We start from the raw sequence: 18,084 nt of genomic DNA on the forward strand, positions 1-18,084 counted from the left end.
CACCGCCTGAAAAATTGCTGTTTTGAGGGGTGCAGTATAAAGAGTCATGCTGTCACGCGCTGGTTATACCCCTTATAACCAGCAGATATGCATCCGCGGGTTGCACCGGTATGACTGCCCTCCTCCCGGCTAATAGGGGCAACAGCAAACCAGCGCCCCAACGTTTAAACATTCAACCTGCTCGTAGCACTCCACTGGCCAAAATAGCTTGGGCTCCGGCGAGGTCAGCAAGGCACTCAGCAAGGCACTATGTCGCTTAAAACCGGTTATCGACGGCCATTCTGTGCAGGGGGGATGGTAATCACGTAGAATGCCCGCGATTTGTGTGACGCGAGCCGAGGAAAACGTGAGTCAAACAACCTTACAGCATGCCCGATTGGACTGGAGCGACACAGGTACGCCTATCTCCAGCGAGTTCGGGGATGTCTACTTTGCCGATAACCACGGTCTCAGTGAGACCCGCTACGTTTTTTTATTGCAAAACCAGCTACCAGAGCGATTTTCACAGCACGATCGCGACTGTTTCGTCATCGGCGAAACCGGCTTTGGCACCGGTCTCAATTTTCTGGCGACCATGGAAACCTTTCTGGCCCATGCCCCCGATACAGGCCCCGGCGCTCGCCTGCACTTCATCAGTTTTGAAAAATACCCTCTTGCAACCGAGGACCTGCGCAAGGCTCATGGTGCCTGGCCAGAACTCGCCGCCTTGAGTCAGCAGCTGATTGCCCAGTGGCCGATCGCTACCTCTGGCTGCCATCGTCTGCACTTTGCCCATGGCAGGGTACGGCTCGATTTGTGGCTGGGAGATATCGAAGAGATGCTGCCGCGAGTGCCTCATGGGCCGCAAGGGCTGGTCGATGCCTGGTATCTGGATGGCTTTACCCCTGCCAGAAATCCCGAGATGTGGACCCAGACACTCTTTCAGGGCCTTGCACGCCTTGCTCGTCCCCACGCCACGCTAACCACATTTACCTGCGCTGGCTTTGTACGCCGTGGCCTGATTGACGCAGGTTTTGCCACGAAAAAAATCAAGGGGTTCGGCAGCAAGTGGTCCATGCTGGCAGGCCAGCGCGCAGACAAGCTCCCGCAGCAGAGCATTACCCCCTGCTATGACCGTCCTGCCGGGCGGGAGGGCGAGGTAGTGATCATCGGCGGGGGTGTCGCCTCGGCCATGACTGCCCTGTCGCTGGTGGAGCGGGGCCGCAAGGTGACCCTGTTGTGCGCAGATGGCGAACTGGCCACCGGCGCCTCCGGCAACCGCCAGGGCGCGCTCTACCCGCTGCTCAATGGTGAGCACGATGCGCTGTCGCGTTTCTATTCGCTGGCCTTTGGCTACGCTCGCCAACGGCTGCTGGCGCTGGCCGAGCGCCATCCCATTGCTTTTGCATTGTGCGGTGTGGTGCAACTGGGCTATGACGACAAATCCCGCGCCAAGCTGACCAAGATGAGTCAGGGCCCCTTCCCCCCTGCGCTGATGCAGCCACTGACCGCCACTGAGACCGAGACGGTCGCTGGCCTGCCCAGTGGCCATGAAGGGGTCAGCTACCCGCAGGGAGGCTGGCTCTGTCCGGCCGATCTCACCCGCGCCGCCATCGAGGAGGCGCAAGCCAGCGGCCTGCTGCAGGTTGAATACAATACCCGGGTGAGCGCCATTACCGAGCAGGCGGATGGCTGGCAAATAGAAAGCAAGGATGGCCGCCACTGGCAGAGCCCCAATCTGGTGGTCGCCGCCGGTCACCAGTTGCCCGCACTGCTCCCCTTTGCCGAGCTGCCGCTCTATCCGGTACGGGGTCAGGTGAGCCATGTGCCGACCTCGGCCAGCTTGCGCCAACTCAAGACAGTGCTCTGCTACGATGGCTACCTCACGCCGATGCACAACAAGCAGCACTGTATCGGTGCCAGTTATGGCCGCAACCAGAGCAGCCTTGAGTTTCGCGCCGACGAACAAATTCAGAATCAGGCGCGACTGCAAGCCTGCCTGCCTGATCAGCAGTGGCCCGCCGAGGTGGATGTGAGTGGCAACGAGGCGCGCGTAGGGGTGCGCTGCGCCAGTCGGGATCACCTGCCGGTAGTGGGCCCAGTGGCCAGATTGCAAGGCCTGGCGGATCACTATGCGCAGCTGCAGCAGGATCAGCACAATGCCCAACCGCTGCCCCTTCACCCCGGCCTCTATGTGCTGGGGGCGCTCGGCTCACGGGGTCTCTGCTCGGCCCCACTCTGTGGCGAGCTGCTCGCCAGCGAGATCTGCGGCGATCCCCTGCCGCTGGCTGCCGATCTGCTGGAGGCACTCCACCCAGCCCGTTACTGGGTGCGCAAGCTGCTCAAGGGTAAAGCCTTGGTCTAAACCGGACTCCGCAAGCAGTAACAAGGCCGCCCGATGGCCTGATGCCAAATCAGTCAAGGCGCCATTTATCGCGCCTTATGATCTGTAAAATCCGAAACCTGTTGATTGGTTTCGGATTTTTTATCTCTATCGAACAGGATCCCGGCTGACTTCACACCACTCATGCTACCGGCTTGAGTCATGCGCCGAGCTCATTATCGGCCTGCTTCGCGCGAAGGAAGCGACCTTATCCCCGCTGCGTGAAGCCAGGGCCACAGCAGCACAGTGCAAAAACCAATAAAAAAATGCCAGTCAGGCTTAACTGACTGGCATTAGCCATCATGGCTTCCGTTTTTATCCCTTATCCATCAACCGCTCAGCCCGCCCTGGCGGCACTCATCCTGGCTTTGACCATGCCAAACACCATAGGCAACAGCGAGATAGCGATAATGCCGAAGATCAGCAGGGTAAAGTTGTGACGCACCACTGGCAGGTTACCGAAGAAGTGGCCCGCGTAGACAAACGACAACACCCACAGCAGACCGCCGACCAGATTGAACGTCAGGAAACGCTGATAGGTCATGGCCCCCATCCCCGCCACGAACGGTGCAAAGGTACGCACTATGGGCAGAAAACGGGTGATGATGATGGTCTTGCCGCCATGCTTGGCATAGAAGGCGTGAGTCTTGTCCAGATAGTCGCGACGGAAGATTTTTGAATCAGGGTTGCGAAACAGCTGCTCACCGAAGAAGTGGCCGATGGTGTAGTTGACCACGTTGCCCAGCACGGCAGCCACGATCAGCACGCCCGCCAAGGTATGCACATCAAGCACACTGCCCACGGTCAGCGCTCCGGCAGCAAACAGCAGAGAATCACCGGGCAAAAATGGCGTCACCACCAGCCCGGTCTCACAGAAGATGATCAGAAACAGGATGGCGTAAACCCACACGCCATAGTTCTCGAACAGTTCTCTCAAATGCACGTCAACGTGCAGAATAAAATCGATAGCAAACAGGATTAGATCCATTTTTCCATACTCATAAAGTGAACGGCGTGGAGTCTACGCCAATGCAATCCGGGTCACAATCACCTGTTTGCGGGCTTTTTAATCAACGAGCAGGCAGACTCAATAAATGCCTTGCATCACCAGGTCATTCACCCTGCTGCAACCCCTTTCTGACCTGTTCTGGCAGACAACGCTCCCAGCCCCACAGCAACACCAACAATAAGGTCATGTCATCAAGCCAGCCCAGCAGGGGCACCACATCGGGGATCAGATCCACCGGACTGATGCCATAAAGCAGGATAAGGATGACCAGCCCTTTGGCCCACCAGGGGGTGGCCGGATGACGAAAGCCCCGATAGAGACGGCGCAGGCGTTGCCAGACCAGCCAGCGTTTCGCACTCATGATGCGATCAACTCGCCACGCAACCGCTGGATCTGATCCCGCAGCGCGGCGGCCTGTTCGAACTCCAGATCCCGTGCATGCTGGAACATCTGCTCCTCCATCCGCTTGATCTCTTTGGCAATCTCGCTGACCGAACGGGCATGGTACTCCCCTTGTGGTTCAGCTGCCTTACGAGCGCCGCGACCCGCTTTGCCGGCAGTGCGGCTGCTCCCGATGTCCATCACATCCCCCACCGACTTGTTGAGCCCTTTAGGGGTGATGCCGTGCTTGAGGTTATGTTCATGCTGCACGGCGCGGCGGCGATCAGTCTCCTCGATGGCAACCCGCATCGAGTTGGTGATGGTATCCCCATAGAGAATGACCCGACCGTTGAGGTTGCGCGCCGCCCGGCCTATGGTCTGGATCAGCGAGCGAGTAGAGCGCAGGAAGCCCTCTTTATCCGCATCCAGAATCGCTACCAGCGACACCTCCGGCATGTCGAGACCTTCCCGCAGCAGGTTGATCCCCACCAGCACATCGAACTTGCCAAGGCGCAGATCGCGGATGATCTCCACCCGCTCCACCGTATCGATATCCGAGTGAAGGTAACGCACCCGGACATCATGTTCTGCCAGATATTCGGTCAAATCCTCCGCCATCCGCTTGGTCAGGGTGGTCACCAGCACCCGCTCAGTCACGGCCACCCGCTTGCGGATCTCGGAGAGCAGATCGTCCACCTGGGTGGTCACCGGCCGCACCTCGATTTCGGGATCGAGCAGGCCGGTGGGGCGCACTACCTGCTGCACCAGATCGCCGCCAGATTTCTCCAGCTCGTAAGGGCCCGGGGTGGCTGAGACAAACACCGTCTGCGGCATCAGCGCTTCAAACTCGTCAAACTTGAGGGGGCGGTTGTCCAGCGCCGAGGGAAGCCGGAAGCCGTACTCCACCAGGGTCTCCTTGCGGGATCTGTCTCCTTTGAACATGGCGCCGATCTGCGGCACAGTGACGTGGGATTCGTCGATGATCAGCAGGCCATCTCCCGGCAGGTAGTCAAACAGGGTGGGGGGCGGCTCCCCCGGCGCACGACCGGAGAGATAGCGACTGTAGTTCTCGATGCCGGAGCAGTAACCCAGCTCCTGCATCATCTCCATGTCGAACTGGGTACGCTGGCTGATCCGCTGCTCCTCTACCAGCTTGTTCAGTGAAAACAGCTGCTCACGCCGCCCTCGCAACTCCTCCTTGATATGCTCGATGGCACCGAGAATGGTTTCGCGCGGGGTCGCATAGTGGGTCTTGGGATAGATGGTGTAACGCACCACCGTCTGCTCGATGGCACCGGTTAGTGGATCAAACTGGGAGAGCCGCTCTATCTCCTCGTCAAACAGCTCCACCCGCAAGGCCAATTTGTCTGATTCGGCGGGATAGATGTCGATCACCTCCCCGCGCACCCGGAAGGTACCGCGCTGAAAGGCCATATCATTACGGGTGTATTGCAGCTCGGCGAGACGACGCAGGATATCCCGCTGATTGATCACATCACCGACTTTCAGATGCAACATCATGCTGAGGTAGGCTTGAGGATCCCCCAAACCATAAATGGCAGAGACCGAGGCGACGATGATCACGTCGCGCCGCTCCAGCAGCGCCTTGGTGGCCGACAACCGCATCTGTTCGATGTGATCGTTGATCGAGGCATCCTTTTCTATAAAGGTGTCGGTGGTTGGCACATAGGCTTCAGGCTGGTAGTAGTCGTAGTAGGAGACGAAATACTCCACCGCATTGTCGGGGAAGAACTCCTTCATCTCGCCATAAAGCTGGGCTGCCAGGGTTTTGTTGGGGGCCATGATCATGGTGGGGCGATTCAGGGTGGCAATCACGTTGGCGATAGTGAACGTCTTGCCAGAGCCCGTCACCCCGAGCAGGGTCTGCTGGGCAAGGCCGGACTCGATGCCATCGAGCAGCTGGCTGATTGCCGCTGGCTGATCGCCGGCAGGTTGAAACTGGCTGACTAGTTTGAACAATTTGCTCATGAACACTCCCGACACAAAACCGCAGAAGCGCAGTGTAACCGAGGGATTGGCACCGGTACACTGGCGCGCTTCTCCTGCAGAGAATGGCTTGACCCCCTCAGACTGCTTCTGTATAGTGCTCCTCCTTGCCTGATGTTCCCCCGTAGTTCAGTCGGTAGAACGGCGGACTGTTAATCCGTATGTCACTGGTTCAAGTCCAGTCGGGGGAGCCAATTCCTCACCATCTCGGTGCAAGTTATCCACTTTAGTAGCCTCTCCTTCCGATTTTAATGCACAAGTCCCCTCTTGCTGCAGGCTTCCTCTTTTGTTACCCATCCATGCGCGACAGTGTTTTCTGCCGTCGCATCTAACTATATGATTTTTATACCAACTTTTTTAATGCGGTATTTTTTGAACAGTACTTGCATCCCAGTACTGGCGCGGCTTTCCGGTCAATGCGCAAGATTCATTAACAGGGTTATCCACAGATTCTGTGGGTAACTGCAGCAATCCCTGTCAGGACGCGGGATTGCCAGTAATCCCACCCTGCCGGGGTACTTTTCACCTATCAACCTGATTTTATGCTGTTTTGCCAACGCACTCATGGCCCTCTGCTACAGGGCTCTTTTGACCCTTTACTCCGATCTCTTTTCGCCAGACCTTGGTGCATCAACGATCGGGTAACAACGGCACCACTTTCGTCCATCACCAGCAGCCTGTGCCCCTGGTTGAATCTGCTGAGACAGAGTCGAGAGGTACGTTAGAGCAGCACAATCTAAAGTGGCCCCCCTCCCCCCGTGATGATCGCGGGTCATCAGCAGATTTCACTAATTGACAGCCCGACTCTCAGCAATAAACACTAACTTTCAACCATCCGCTTTACTGTCAAACTTCTTGCCGGTGAAATAGTGTCTGATAACTCCCGATTAATCGGTGGCTTGCGCTTCTTTATTGACGATAGTTCCGGCACAATATCGACCCCACTTTTCTCTCGGTTTTCCCGGGCATGACCATAGATTTCGTGACACTGCTACATCAAAGTGACTCCCTGCTGCTGTTCGTGGTATTGGCCTTTGGCCTGCTGCTTGGCAAAGTACGGCTTGGCAACTTCCAGATTGGTAACACCATTGGCGTGCTGTTTACGGCCTTGCTGTTTGGCCAGATGGGCTTCGAGTTTACCGCCACCACCGAAAACGTCGGTTTTATGCTGTTTATCTTCTGCGTGGGGATAGAGGCTGGACCGCATTTTTTCAGTGTTTTCCTGCGCGATGGCATCCACTACATCACCCTGACCCTGGTGATCTTGCTGACCGCCCTGCTACTGACGGTGGGGCTGGCCAAGTTCTTCAACCTGGGGCCGGGTATGGCAGCGGGGATCCTGGCGGGTTCCCTCACCTCCACCCCGGCGCTGGTGGGTGCCCAGGATGCGCTGCGCAGCGGCCTGCTCAATCTGCCCCATCAGACTGATATGCAGGCAGTACTCGATAATATGGGTATCGGTTATGCACTGACCTATCTGGTGGGACTGGTGGGCTTGATGCTGGTGGTGCGCTACCTGCCCTCTCTGGCACGGCTTGATCTCAATACCGAAGCCCAGAAAATTGCCCGTGAGCGAGGGCTCTCTGATAGTGACAACCGCAAGACCTATCTGCCTATCATCCGCGCCTATCGGGTAGGTCCCGAGCTGGCAGCCTGGATCGGTGGCCGAACCTTGCGCGAAACCAGCATCTACCCGCACACCGGCTGCTATGTCGAACGGATCCGCCGTAACGGCATTCTGGCCAGTCCCGATGGGGATGCAGTTATTCAGGAAGGGGACGAGATTGCACTGGTGGGGTATCCCGAAAGCCACGAGAAGCTGGACGTCAACTACCGCAACGGTAAAGAGGTGTTTGATCGCAATCTGCTTGACCTGCAGATCGTCACCGAAGAGATCGTGGTAAAGAACGACTCTGTGGTGGGCCGTCATCTGGTGGAGCTCAACCTCACCGAGAAAGGGTGCTTCCTCAACCGGGTGGTGCGCTCCCAGATCGAGATGCCGTTCGATCGCAACATCATGCTGCAAAAAGGCGACGTGTTGCAGATCAGCGGCGAGAAACAGCGGGTCAAACTGCTGGCCAACAAGATCGGCTTTATCAGCATCCACAGCCAAACCACCGATCTGGTGGCCTTCACCACTTTCTTTGTGCTGGGCCTGCTGATCGGCTCCGTCTCACTGGTGTTTGGCCAGCTTGAGTTTGGGCTGGGTAACGCCGTCGGCTTGCTGTTGGCGGGGATCCTGATGGGCTATCTGCGTGCCAACCACCCGACGGTCGGCTATGTGCCGCCAGGCGCGCTGCGCTTGGCCAAGGATCTCGGTCTTGCGGTGTTTATGGTGAGTACCGGCCTCAAAGCCGGTGGCGGCATCCTGGATCACCTCAGTGAGGTAGGTATGGTGGTGCTGTTCTCTGGCATGCTGGTGACCACCTTGCCGGTACTGGTTGGCTACCTGTTTGGAGTCTGGGTATTGAAGATGAACCCGGCTCTGCTGCTCGGGGCCATTACCGGCGCCCGTACCTGTGCCCCGGCGATGGATGTGGTCAATGAGGCGGCCAACAGCTCTATTCCAGCCCTTGGCTACGCGGGCACCTATGCGGTGGCCAACGTGATGCTGACCCTGGCAGGCTCCTTTATCATCGGTTTTTGGTTCTAGCCAGCCGTCATCTGATCATCCATATGCAAAAAGGGGAGCCAGGCTCCCCTTTTTGCTAATTCCCTAAATTGATACTGCTTGAATGGAACCCATTAAGGCTCGGTGATCTGAACAGCACCATCCCCTTCAAGTCTGCATCAGGGGCACGTCGCTTCACCCCATCACCAGCAAGCCTCAATACCACAGATTGCTGATTAACTGTGGCTCTCTCACTTTCTAACTACTTGTAAGCCCGCCCTTCCAGATAGTGTTTGCGGCACAGCGACACATAGCGATCGTTGCCGCCAATCTCCACCTGTTCACCATCACGCATCACCTGACCCGCTTCGCTCACCCGCGAGTTCATGTGGGCCTTGTTGCCGCACCAGCAGATGCTTTTCAACTCTTCGAACTTGTCGGCCAGACAGAGCAGATGGTAGGAGCCCGGGAACAGCTCGCCCCGAAAATCGGTCTTGAGGCCATAGGCCATCACCGGAATATCCTGCTCATCGACGATGCGCGCCAGCTGGTAAACCTGCTCACGGGTCAGGAACTGGGCCTCATCGACGATAAAGACATCGATGGCTTTCTCTGCATGACGCACCTTCACCATTTCAAACAGATCGCAGCTATCGCTAAATACATCCACTTTCAGCTCAAGACCAACCCGGGCACTGATCACCCCGACGCCAAAACGGTCATCAATGGCCGGTGTCATCGCCAGCGGGTGCATGCCCCGCTCCAGATAGTTGAAGTGCGCCTGAATAAGCTGGGTGGATTTGCCTGAATTCATGGTGGCAAATTTGTAGTGCAGTGAAGCCATGATACTGTTCCGAAACTGAATTTATGGGGCGCATGCTAACCAAAGCCCCTGACAAAACCAAGGGGCCCGTAGGCCCCTGCGCGTAAAGTGTATTTTATGTGCGTTATGCAGTTGCCAGGACGGCATGGGTTTTCGCTTTCCGCAGATGATAAGTGGTAAACACCACAAACCAAAGTGCGCTCACGCTAAAACCGGCCAGCACCGAGTGCATCATGCCCATGGCCAGATAACCGATGGCAGCACCGAACGCAATGGCCAGCGCATAAGGCAACTGGGTCATCACGTGATCGATATGATGGCAACCGGCACCGGTGGCCGACAGGATACTGGTGCTGGAGATGGGCGAGCTGTGATCCCCGAACACTGAGCCCGCCAATACAGCGGCCAGCATCGGCAGCATCAGGCTGATGTCACTGGCGGCAGCCATGTCACCGGCCAGCGGCAACATGATGCCAAAGGTGCCCCAGCTGGTACCGGTGGCAAACGCCATAGCACAAGAGAGGACAAAGACCACCGCGGGCAGCACTTCGACCGGCAGATTACCATTGGCGAGCGAAGCCAGGTATTTGCCGGTCTCCACATCACGCACCACGGCACCGATGGTCCAGGCGAACAGCAAGATATTGATCGCCGGCAGCATGGCCATGACCCCTTGCGGCGCAGCCTTCATCCAGTTCTTGGCACCCAGCTTGAGACGCATCGCCAAACCGATGGAGACCACCAGACTGCACAGCGCGCCATACACCAGCGAAGAGCCGACGTTGGTGTTTTCGAACGAGCCAAGCACGCTGAACGGCAGCCCCTTCTCGCTCAATACAGCAGCACCGGAGTCAATCATGAAGTAGACGGTCGCCAAGGTCAGGGTCAAGATCGGCAACACCATGTCAATCATGCCGCCATTGCTCTCTTCCGGGCTCTCCATGTCCAGACCGATGGGGCGCCCCTTGGACTCATCCCACAGCTTGCCTTCCAGTGCCCAGGCTTCGTGCTGACGCATCGGGCCGATATCAAGCTGAAACGCGATCACCACCAACACCATGATCAGGGTGAAGACGGCGTAAAGGTTCATCGGGATCATCTCGACAAACGCCGCGATGGGGCTCTGATCCGTCAGGCCATGCGCCGCCAGGATGCCGCCAACCAGGGCGATGATATAAGCACCCCAGGAGGAGATGGGCATCAACACACAGACAGGCGCGGCGGTCGAATCCAGCAGATAGGCCAGCTTGGCACGGGAGATCTGGAAGCGGTCAGTCACCGGACGGCAGATGGCCCCCACCGACAGACTGTGGAAGAAGTCGTCGATAAAGAAGGCAAACACCATCATGCCGGTGAGCGCTTTGGCCCCCTTGCGGGTCTTGGCACGGCGCTCGGCCCACTCGGCAAAAGCACGGGTGGCACCCGACACGCTCATCAAACTGATGAGCCCGCCCAGCAGCAGCATGAACAGAAGCATGTTGACGTTGTCACGATTGAGCGCACCGTCGACCCAGAAGATCTTGAGCACGGTATTCAACATGTAATGCAGGGAGTCGAGAGGGGAAAACTGATTGAGCAGCAGGCTGCCGGTCACGATACCGACGCCAAGGGACAGCAATACACGGCGGGTGGTGATCGCCAGGGCGACAGCTAACAAAGGGGGAAGAACTGACCAACCGGAGTCGGCAAAATGACTAATGTCCATGATCTCTTTGCACCTAAAAAGACAGGTGGAGATCTACCGAGAGGATCTAAAGAAACAAAACCTATGGGGAGGTTATACTCCTCAGCCCCTTCAGGTAGCGCTCCATAGTGGATGACTATGGCAGTCCTGCATCTGTTAGGTGCAGAACCAGCAGCCCGGTATGATGGCCTGGCCACTTCGGCGCTGACTCCTTTCCTTGTGCATCCCAGGCATCACCCTCCGCACAAATACTCATAGGCAGCGCGCCTCTACTTAAAGGTATTCGCCGATCATTCTATCGACATGGCAGCTTATAGCAAGTTTTTTGATTAAATGTTCATGATAAAAACATCAACACAGGGAGATGGTAGTCAAATGATGCAACAATCCCAGTTTTGGCGCTATTTTCATCTATTATGGTTTCATAGGTATCCAAGCCTCATACATAAATTCCTGCGTATGGTATATCCACGGCAAGTGACTCCTCCTCGATATAATATTTTGCACTTCTTGACTTATTTAAATTGCCACGCAAGAATCAGGAGGATATCTATATTCCCCTCTGACTCGGCGTGGTAAATTGTATGAATGAATTTTTTAAGGTACTGCTTAATATCCGCAGTCTGCGTGCAACCTGCCGCGAACTTTCTCTGGAGCAACTGGAAGAAGGACTGGAAAAACTTTCTGCTATCGTCGCAGAACGTCAGCAGGATGAATCCGCTGGGCGTCAGGCACGCGAAGAGCATCAGCGTAAGATTAACGAATACAGCGAAATGCTGAAAGCGGCTGGTATTGATCCGGCAGAATTGGTTAACGTTGTCGCTACCGCTCCCGGCAAATCAGAGAAAGCCAAGCGCGCGCCACGTCCAGCCAAATATCGCTATCAGGATAATGGCGTAGAAAAAACCTGGACCGGCCAGGGTCGTATGCCTTCGGCAATTGCCAGCGCCGTGGCAGCAGGTAAATCACTGGAAGATTTTTCTATCTGACCCCACTTGCTTTGCCAATAAAAAACCTCGCCTTGGCGAGGTTTTTTATTGGCGATTAAACGTGAAATATCAGATAGCCGTTTGCTGGCGATCTGCGGCCTTGACCCACACGACTTCACGCTCCCCCGCCACACAGATGAGATAGCGGGCAACGGTAAAGAACCAGTCACTCATCCGGTTCAGATAGGGCAAGACCTCGGGATTGACGCACTCTGCATGACTCAATGTCAGCAGCAAGCGCTCGCAATGCCGTACCAGGGTACGCACCACATGAGCCTGCGCCGCCGCGCGGGAACCACCGGGCAATATAAATTGACGCAGCGGTGGCAATGGCTCGCTATAACGATCGATCTGCTGTTCAAGGCGAGTGGTCCAGGCGGCATTGACTTGCCAAATAGATGGATTCTGGGCAGCACTGGAGAATGCCAGCTCGCCCCCCAGATCAAACAACTCCTGTTGCAGCAACTGCAAGTCAGCCAATAAACCGGCCTCTTGCGACGGCACGTCACAAATCAGCAGGCCGATATGGGAGTTGAGTTCATCGATATAACCGTAGGTTTCGACCCGCAAATGGTCCTTGGCCAGCTGGATGCCATCGGCCAGCCGAGTCATGCCCTTGTCACCCTGCCTCGTATATATTCTCATACCGACATCCTGTTAATAATGGGAATAATCATGGACTCGAGTCCATTGAGTTTGATCTCGTAAGCCAACGCCAGGGTCTGGCCCAATTTACCCGCCGGAAAACCGCTGCGTGCCATCCACACCAGATAGGGCTCGGGAATATCGATGATACGCCGCCCCTGATATTTTCCGTAAGGCATCTTGTTGGTCAGGGTCAGTAGCACCTGTTCGTCGGATAGCCAATCCATATTAATCGATATCCAGATATTTATGAGTCTGGATTGAGAGTCGCCAATTACGGGCGATACAGGTTTCCATCGCCAATTGGGTGGCCCGTGGTTTCTGGCTAATCGGCTGCAAGGCAATCACCACATCCGGACGCAGGGCCGCGGTCGCCAGCAGCGCATCCAACTCTTCAATATGGTGCTCGGTTGCCACCGGATGCTTGATCTCGTTGGCCCGCTCCAGCGCCGAGACCAGCACAGGCAGTCCCCCTTTCATGCCAATCTTGGGAGAGACAGTGACCCAGGTCTGCTCATGGGTCTTGATCTCGCTAGTGCCACTGGTTTCAATCTGCACCTGATAACCCGCCGCCAACAGCGCTGACGAGAGGTCGTGCAGATCGTAGAGGCAGGGCTCGCCACCGGTGATCACCACATGGCGCGCCTGATAACCCAGATCGCTAAAGCTGGCTATGATCTGCACGGTGCTGAGTTTGCTCCAGCAATCGGATTCGTTGGAGCGATCCAGCACTGCCTCTTTACCCACTTCACGAGTCGGATCAACAACCCAGGTATGACGGGTATCGCACCAGGGGCAGCCCACCGGGCAACCCTGCAGGCGAACAAAGATGGCGGGCAGGCCGGTAAAGATGCCCTCCCCCTGGATGGTCTGGAAAATCTCGTTGATTGGGTAGTGCATCTCGATCACGGCTTGTTGCAAAAGTCGCGGATTATACCCCAAGCCACGGCAAGACGCAGGCTCACTCTGCGCTTTTCTCACCCAGCCCGGTTTTTTCAAACAGCCTGGTCATGATGCCCGCCTTGTCAGCCAGATAGTTGTTCAGACCGCGACTGCGCAGCTCGCAAGCCGGACAAGTGCCGCAACCGTCACCGGCAATGCCGTTGTAGCAGGTCAGGGTCTGTTGGCGCACCGTGTCGAGGTGACCATAGTGATCCGCCAGCGCCCAGGTCTCGGCCTTGTCGAGCCACATCAAGGGGGTTTCAAAACGGATGCCGCGACCCAGCCCCAGCGAGACCGCTTGGTTAAGGGCCTTGACGAACTCGTCACGGCAATCGGGATAGCCGGAGAAATCGGTCTCGCACACCCCGGTGATCACCGCTTCGGCGCCGACCTGATAGGCATAGATGGAGGCCAGGGTCAGGAACAGAATATTGCGACCCGGCACGAAGGTATTGGGCAGGCCATTATCCTGCAGCTCGCAGCTGACCGGAATGTCGTCACGGGTCAGGGCAGAGACCGCCAGCTCATTGAGCAGCGTCACATCCATCACCTTGTGGGCGGCGATCCCCAGCGCACTGCCCAGACGGCGCGCGGTGTCGATCTCTTCCCTATGACGCTGGCCATAGTCAAAGGTGATGGCGTGCACTTCGTCATACTGCGCCAATGCCTGCACCAGACAGGTGGTGCTGTCCTGACCGCCACTGAAAACCACGACTGCTTTTTTCATCTTGATAACTCCTTGAAATGTCACGAGCGGCGGCCTTCGGCAAAGTCCTGCCACTGGGTATTCAACCGGTTGAACAGGGTCAGCAAGGGCGCATAGCGCTCCGGCCTCCCCTCCCACCGGGACAAGAGGTGATAGCCCGCCTCTATGGTAGAGAGGGCATCGGGAAAGGGTTTCTTGCGAATGGCATATTGACCGGCAATGGCGCCAATGCCGATGCGGGGCAAGCGGGCCAGTGCCGGGTTGCTCTGCAACATGCGATAGGCTTTGCGCCAGGTGCCATCGAGCAAAATAAAGGCGACGGACGCCGCGTCGGAGGGTTCACTCTCCCGCTGTTGGCGAAGATCGGTCAGCGAAATGGCATCCTCATCCGGCCAGAGTAGATAGCAGCGACGGGAAGTGTCTGTGAGCAGTGCGTTGAGCCACTCATCGCGGGAAAAGTCCTCCCCCACATGGATCTCGCACTGCAGCAAAGAGGCCGCCAGCAGCGCCGCAGTGCCCTTGGGATGTGCCACCTCGTTGGGGTGCTGCAAGATGTAGAGGGGCGTGTGATTGTCAACCGCCACAATATAATCGCACAGGCAGGCTTTGAGGGCTCGGGTGCAACGTGTACAGTATCGACTGTTCTTGTCGTTGGGCTGTTTCATGTTGTCAGACAAATCTGGATTGCTCTGGGTTATCACGCTCTCTCTCACCAGCTTGCTACTCTTCTTTACCGTTCCCAATCTTCAGCTCTCCTTCGATCGGCCCTTGATCGCCGAAGGCGAAGGGTGGCGGATCATAACAGGCAATCTGGCCCATACCAATCTGTGGCACCTGCTGCTCAATCTGGGTGGCCTCGCCATCCTCTATAGCCTGTTTCGCGACTACCTGGGCCGGGCTCGCCTGCCGCTGCTGATGTTGCTGCTCTGGCTGGCAGTGGGCTTGGGGATCTGGTGGTGGTGCCCGCAGACCCAGTGGTACATGGGGCTATCCGGCTCGCTGCATGGCTTGTTTGTCTGGGGGGCGATGCAGGATATCCGCCACGGACGCCGTACGTCGGGCTGGCTGCTGCTAGCGGGGATGGGGCTCAAGCTGGTGATGGACTTCTACAACGCAGGAGATAGCCCGATCGCCACCCTGATCAATGCAAGGGTACACATCGGATCTCATCTTATCGGGGCAGGTGCAGGCCTGTTGCTTGGCCTGCACCGTGTATCACTGAGTGAGCCTGTTACGCACCAGCCAGCTCGGCATTGATACTGGCCAGCATGGCGGCCGGATCGGTAGCCTGAGTAATGGGGCGACCGATAACCAGATAATCGGCACCCGCTTCGACCGCCGCTTTGGGTGTCATCACCCGGCGCTGATCACCCGCAGCCGAACCGGTCGGGCGAATGCCCGGGGTTACCAGCTTGAAATCTGCGCCCAGCAAGGCTTTCAGCTCATGGGCCTCGTTGGCAGAGCAGACCACCCCATCCAGACCGGATGCTTTGGTCAAGGTAGCCAGCCGGATCACCTGCTCGGCCGGGCTCACATCCAGACCAAGGGGGATCATGTCGGACTGCTCCATGCTGGTCAGCACGGTTACACCGATAAGCAGGGGCGCCTTGTCGCCATAAGGCAGCAGCGCCTCTTTGGCGGCACGCATCATCCGCTCACCACCACTGGCATGCACGTTGACCATCCAGACACCAAGCTCGGCACTGGCTGCCACGGCTTTGGCAACGGTATTGGGAATATCGTGAAACTTCAGATCCAGAAAGACATCGAATCCCTTGGCCACCAGCTGACGTACGAACTGTGGGCCAAACAGGGTAAACATCTCCTTGCCTACCTTGAGACGGCACTGGGCCGGAGAGATACGTTCAACGAACGCTAAGGCATCTGCCTCGTGCTGATAATCCAGCGCTACCAGTACTTTGGGATCTTGCATCTCACATCCTATTGCTTGTTATTCACCGTCCAGACCACGGATCGGCTTGATGGAACCCCACTGACGACAAGACGGGCACTGCCAGAACAGCGAGTGAGTGGCAAAGCCGCACTGCCGACACTTGTGGGTTGACTTGATTTTGATCTGCGCGCCAACCAGCTGTTGCAGCAGTTCGAGACTCTCCTTGGCAGGCCCCTCCTCCGCACTGGCCAGCTGAAAACCCACCAACTGGTAAAAACCTTTCATCGAGGGATGACGACGCAGTTGACGCAGCACCAGTGAACGGGCCTGGCTCAGGCCATCACGCTCTTCAACCAGCTTGGCAAGGGCGAGGGTCACGCTGACACCGGCGTGATCTTCCACCGCCTTTTCAAGCAGCGGGATCAAGGCTGGCGTGCGGCCCAGTTGCTGATAGCATTCCAGTAGCTTGGGCATCGCCTCGGATGCAAAATCGATATCCTGCTCAAACACCCGCAGTAATTGTTTACCTGCCTGCTCATACTCCCCCTGGGCCATGGCGTGGTCAGCCAAGCGCAAACTGGCGCGGGCACAGGCGGGGTTGATGCTGAGCGCTCGATTCAACCTGGCCAGCCCCTCGCCAGTATTGCCCTCACGCAAGGCAATCTCGGCCTGTTCGCAATAGAAGTGGGAGATGGGGGCTGCGAGTTTCTTGCCCTGGAATTTTTGCAGCCGGACTGCAGTATCAATAGCCTTGTCCCAATCCCGCAACTGCTGATGGATGATCAGTAGCTGCGCCAGCGCCGTCTCTTCGAAATCGCTGTCATCACACAGTTCGTTCCAGAGCGCTTCTGCCCTGTCCAGCAAACCTGCTGCCAGAAAATCGCGGGCAAGCTCCTGCAGGGCAAGCTGACGCTGTTCACGGGTCAGTTGGCGGGTCACCAGGTTCTGGTGGATCTTGATGGCGCGATCGACCTCCCCCCGCTGGCGAAACAGATTGCCAAGAGAGAGGTGGGTTTCGATGGTTTCACTGTCCACCTCAAGCAACTGGATAAAGAGATCCACCGCCTTGTCGGATTCATCGGACAGCAAATAGTTGAGGCCCGCCACATACTGGCGGGAAAACTCGTTACTCTGTTTCTGGGTGTCCTGGCGAACACTCCTGCGGCCCATGTACCAGCCATAGCCGGCAGCAATGGGTAATAGCAGGAAAAGCAGTTCAAGCATGGAGGAACATTATTCCTTACCCGGTAAACGGGCCAGCTCCAACTCGCGGGATTGACGACGCATGGTGCGGTTGAGGGTGCGGTTTTGCATCTTCAGGCGCAGGAACAGCAGGCCAAATACCAGCCAGCCCAGCAAAAAACCGCCAGCGAAAAAGAAGCCCAACAACATGGCAAGTGAGAACTCACCCTGAGCGATCAGGTAATTGAACTGAACCAGCTGGCCATTTTGTGAACCCAGTGCCAGCGTCAGAATGAATGCCAGCACCAACGGAATGAGTGCCAAGATACGCTTCATAAGAGCTCCCTGTCAGTATCTAATGAGAGGCTGATTATCCTTAAAATCGCAGGCAGACTCTAGCGTGAATGGGAAAAGAGTTTCAGAAACAAGACGATTGGCACAGGAATCCATGCCAAAAACAAAAAAGGCATACCTCAGGTATGCCCATTTCTACATTATTCGATGATGTTGACGCGCTCGCGCAACTCTTTACCAGGCTTGAAGTGCGGAACATATTTCCCGGTCAGTTCAACCTTGTCCCCAGTCTTGGGGTTACGTCCCACTCGGGGCGCACGATAATGCAGTGAAAAACTGCCAAATCCACGGATTTCAATCCGGTCGCCGTTTTGCAAGGTCGACGCCATCTGTTCAAGGATTTCCTTGATGGCGGCTTCGACATCCTTGGCCGGCATATGCATGCGGCTGGATGCCAGTTGTTCGATGAGATCTGATTTGGTCATAACGTTAAATCTCCTTCCCCGATCACATGCAATATTCATTTATGCCAAGATAAAAAAGGGCGGCGCAATG

General features: G+C 56.6%; 18 protein-coding genes, 1 tRNA gene and 1 riboswitch. Of the genes, 5 read left to right on the plus strand and 14 right to left on the minus strand.

Annotated features, from left to right (window positions below; genetic code table 11):
• The first annotated feature begins 325 nt into the window (after positions 1–325).
• Positions 326–2,344 carry a bifunctional tRNA (5-methylaminomethyl-2-thiouridine)(34)-methyltransferase MnmD/FAD-dependent 5-carboxymethylaminomethyl-2-thiouridine(34) oxidoreductase MnmC gene (gene mnmC / locus BN4575_RS08910; RefSeq protein WP_218060768.1) on the plus strand — a complete coding sequence of 673 codons (2,019 nt, stop codon included), beginning with the start codon at positions 326–328 and terminating at the stop codon, positions 2,342–2,344.
• A 355-nt stretch (positions 2,345–2,699) separates the two neighbouring features.
• Here the strand turns inward: mnmC and BN4575_RS08915 are convergent, their stop codons facing one another.
• The 3 genes from BN4575_RS08915 to uvrB all read right to left on the minus strand — a co-directional run bounded on the left by BN4575_RS08915 (position 2,700) and on the right by uvrB (position 5,741).
• Positions 2,700–3,350 (minus strand): DedA family protein, encoded by a 651-nt coding sequence (locus BN4575_RS08915; protein ID WP_068977926.1) that lies wholly within the window; start codon positions 3,348–3,350, stop codon positions 2,700–2,702.
• 124 nt (positions 3,351–3,474) lie between these two features.
• Positions 3,475–3,732 (minus strand): YkvA family protein, encoded by a 258-nt coding sequence (locus tag BN4575_RS08920; protein ID WP_042019144.1) that lies wholly within the window; start codon positions 3,730–3,732, stop codon positions 3,475–3,477.
• Complete coding sequence (uvrB, locus tag BN4575_RS08925; protein WP_042019142.1) at positions 3,729–5,741, minus strand: excinuclease ABC subunit UvrB; 2,013 nt, start codon at positions 5,739–5,741, stop codon at positions 3,729–3,731. The genes BN4575_RS08920 and uvrB overlap by 4 nt, the downstream gene beginning before the upstream one ends.
• A gap of 136 nt (positions 5,742–5,877) precedes the next feature.
• On the opposite strand from uvrB, the gene BN4575_RS08930 reads away from it, so the two are divergent.
• Positions 5,878–5,953: transfer RNA gene (locus tag BN4575_RS08930), tRNA-Asn, on the plus strand.
• A gap of 773 nt (positions 5,954–6,726) precedes the next feature.
• Positions 6,727–8,412 (plus strand): aspartate:alanine antiporter, encoded by a 1,686-nt coding sequence (locus BN4575_RS08935; RefSeq protein ID WP_042019141.1) that lies wholly within the window; start codon positions 6,727–6,729, stop codon positions 8,410–8,412.
• A gap of 220 nt (positions 8,413–8,632) precedes the next feature.
• On the opposite strand, the gene BN4575_RS08940 is transcribed toward BN4575_RS08935, so the two are convergent.
• Entirely contained in the window at positions 8,633–9,214 is a 582-nt protein-coding gene (locus BN4575_RS08940; protein ID WP_042019140.1) for a thymidine kinase, read from the minus strand.
• 103 nt (positions 9,215–9,317) lie between these two features.
• Positions 9,318–10,898, minus strand: a complete 1,581-nt coding sequence (locus tag BN4575_RS08945; RefSeq protein ID WP_042019138.1) for a Na+/H+ antiporter NhaC family protein — start codon at positions 10,896–10,898, stop codon at positions 9,318–9,320.
• 87 nt (positions 10,899–10,985) lie between these two features.
• Positions 10,986–11,157: riboswitch (Lysine riboswitch) on the minus strand.
• A gap of 304 nt (positions 11,158–11,461) precedes the next feature.
• Between BN4575_RS08945 and BN4575_RS08950 the strand changes: the two genes are divergently transcribed.
• Entirely contained in the window at positions 11,462–11,866 is a 405-nt protein-coding gene (locus BN4575_RS08950) for an H-NS family histone-like protein (RefSeq protein ID WP_068977927.1), read from the plus strand.
• Between the two features lie 69 nt (positions 11,867–11,935).
• Here the strand turns inward: BN4575_RS08950 and BN4575_RS08955 are convergent, their stop codons facing one another.
• From BN4575_RS08955 to BN4575_RS08975, 5 genes are all read right to left on the minus strand, one after another.
• On the minus strand, positions 11,936–12,511 hold the full coding sequence (locus tag BN4575_RS08955; RefSeq protein ID WP_068977928.1) for a cob(I)yrinic acid a,c-diamide adenosyltransferase: 576 nt from the start codon (positions 12,509–12,511) through the stop codon (positions 11,936–11,938).
• A complete protein-coding gene (locus BN4575_RS08960; protein ID WP_005337126.1) occupies positions 12,508–12,738 on the minus strand; it encodes a DUF3820 family protein in 231 nt (76 codons plus the stop codon). Before BN4575_RS08960 ends, BN4575_RS08955 begins: the two co-directional genes overlap by 4 nt.
• Before the next feature lies 1 nt (position 12,739).
• Positions 12,740–13,411, minus strand: coding sequence for a 7-carboxy-7-deazaguanine synthase QueE (queE, locus tag BN4575_RS08965; protein WP_068977929.1), 672 nt, complete (start codon positions 13,409–13,411; stop codon positions 12,740–12,742).
• 61 nt (positions 13,412–13,472) lie between these two features.
• Positions 13,473–14,180 (minus strand): 7-cyano-7-deazaguanine synthase QueC, encoded by a 708-nt coding sequence (gene queC, locus BN4575_RS08970; RefSeq protein ID WP_042019134.1) that lies wholly within the window; start codon positions 14,178–14,180, stop codon positions 13,473–13,475.
• A 20-nt stretch (positions 14,181–14,200) separates the two neighbouring features.
• A complete protein-coding gene (locus BN4575_RS08975) occupies positions 14,201–14,824 on the minus strand; it encodes a tRNA-uridine aminocarboxypropyltransferase (RefSeq protein ID WP_042019133.1) in 624 nt (207 codons plus the stop codon).
• On the opposite strand from BN4575_RS08975, the gene rrtA reads away from it, so the two are divergent.
• Positions 14,823–15,416: a rhombosortase gene (gene rrtA, locus BN4575_RS08980; RefSeq protein WP_176716424.1), complete on the plus strand. Its 594-nt coding sequence runs from the start codon at positions 14,823–14,825 to the stop codon at positions 15,414–15,416. The two genes, BN4575_RS08975 and rrtA, sit on opposite strands and share 2 nt — an antisense overlap.
• On the opposite strand, the gene pyrF is transcribed toward rrtA, so the two are convergent.
• From pyrF to ihfB, 4 genes are all read right to left on the minus strand, one after another.
• Positions 15,391–16,092: an orotidine-5'-phosphate decarboxylase gene (gene pyrF, locus BN4575_RS08985; protein ID WP_068977930.1), complete on the minus strand. Its 702-nt coding sequence runs from the start codon at positions 16,090–16,092 to the stop codon at positions 15,391–15,393. The genes rrtA and pyrF overlap by 26 nt on opposite strands.
• Positions 16,093–16,110: 18 nt before the next feature.
• Positions 16,111–17,277 carry a lipopolysaccharide assembly protein LapB gene (gene lapB / locus BN4575_RS08990; RefSeq protein WP_068977931.1) on the minus strand — a complete coding sequence of 389 codons (1,167 nt, stop codon included), beginning with the start codon at positions 17,275–17,277 and terminating at the stop codon, positions 16,111–16,113.
• Positions 17,278–17,286: 9 nt separating this feature from the next.
• Positions 17,287–17,571 carry a LapA family protein gene (locus BN4575_RS08995; protein WP_068977932.1) on the minus strand — a complete coding sequence of 95 codons (285 nt, stop codon included), beginning with the start codon at positions 17,569–17,571 and terminating at the stop codon, positions 17,287–17,289.
• Positions 17,572–17,729: 158 nt separating this feature from the next.
• Positions 17,730–18,014, minus strand: coding sequence for an integration host factor subunit beta (ihfB, locus tag BN4575_RS09000; protein WP_033136607.1), 285 nt, complete (start codon positions 18,012–18,014; stop codon positions 17,730–17,732).
• Positions 18,015–18,084: the final 70 nt, after the last annotated feature.

Origin of the sequence: Aeromonas sp. EERV15, from assembly GCF_900079845.1 — a bacterium.
Classification (GTDB): Bacteria; Pseudomonadota; Gammaproteobacteria; order Enterobacterales; family Aeromonadaceae; genus Aeromonas; species Aeromonas sobria.

Excerpts from the sequence above, each read along its gene's own strand:
- BN4575_RS08915 (WP_068977926.1), bottom strand. The coding sequence starts at position 3,350 with ATGGATCTAATCCTGTTTGCTATCGATTTTATTCTGCACGTTGACGTG.
- BN4575_RS08920 (WP_042019144.1), bottom strand. The coding sequence starts at position 3,732 with ATGAGTGCGAAACGCTGGCTGGTCTGGCAACGCCTGCGCCGTCTCTAT.
- uvrB (WP_042019142.1), bottom strand. The coding sequence starts at position 5,741 with ATGAGCAAATTGTTCAAACTAGTCAGCCAGTTTCAACCTGCCGGCGAT.
- BN4575_RS08935 (WP_042019141.1), top strand. The coding sequence starts at position 6,727 with ATGACCATAGATTTCGTGACACTGCTACATCAAAGTGACTCCCTGCTG.
- BN4575_RS08940 (WP_042019140.1), bottom strand. The coding sequence starts at position 9,214 with ATGGCTTCACTGCACTACAAATTTGCCACCATGAATTCAGGCAAATCC.
- BN4575_RS08945 (WP_042019138.1), bottom strand. The coding sequence starts at position 10,898 with ATGGACATTAGTCATTTTGCCGACTCCGGTTGGTCAGTTCTTCCCCCT.
- BN4575_RS08950 (WP_068977927.1), top strand. The coding sequence starts at position 11,462 with ATGAATGAATTTTTTAAGGTACTGCTTAATATCCGCAGTCTGCGTGCA.
- BN4575_RS08955 (WP_068977928.1), bottom strand. The coding sequence starts at position 12,511 with ATGAGAATATATACGAGGCAGGGTGACAAGGGCATGACTCGGCTGGCC.
- BN4575_RS08960 (WP_005337126.1), bottom strand. The coding sequence starts at position 12,738 with ATGGATTGGCTATCCGACGAACAGGTGCTACTGACCCTGACCAACAAG.
- queE (WP_068977929.1), bottom strand. The coding sequence starts at position 13,411 with ATGCACTACCCAATCAACGAGATTTTCCAGACCATCCAGGGGGAGGGC.
- queC (WP_042019134.1), bottom strand. The coding sequence starts at position 14,180 with ATGAAAAAAGCAGTCGTGGTTTTCAGTGGCGGTCAGGACAGCACCACC.
- rrtA (WP_176716424.1), top strand. The coding sequence starts at position 14,823 with ATGTTGTCAGACAAATCTGGATTGCTCTGGGTTATCACGCTCTCTCTC.
- BN4575_RS08975 (WP_042019133.1), bottom strand. The coding sequence starts at position 14,824 with ATGAAACAGCCCAACGACAAGAACAGTCGATACTGTACACGTTGCACC.
- pyrF (WP_068977930.1), bottom strand. The coding sequence starts at position 16,092 with ATGCAAGATCCCAAAGTACTGGTAGCGCTGGATTATCAGCACGAGGCA.
- lapB (WP_068977931.1), bottom strand. The coding sequence starts at position 17,277 with ATGCTTGAACTGCTTTTCCTGCTATTACCCATTGCTGCCGGCTATGGC.
- BN4575_RS08995 (WP_068977932.1), bottom strand. The coding sequence starts at position 17,571 with ATGAAGCGTATCTTGGCACTCATTCCGTTGGTGCTGGCATTCATTCTG.
- ihfB (WP_033136607.1), bottom strand. The coding sequence starts at position 18,014 with ATGACCAAATCAGATCTCATCGAACAACTGGCATCCAGCCGCATGCAT.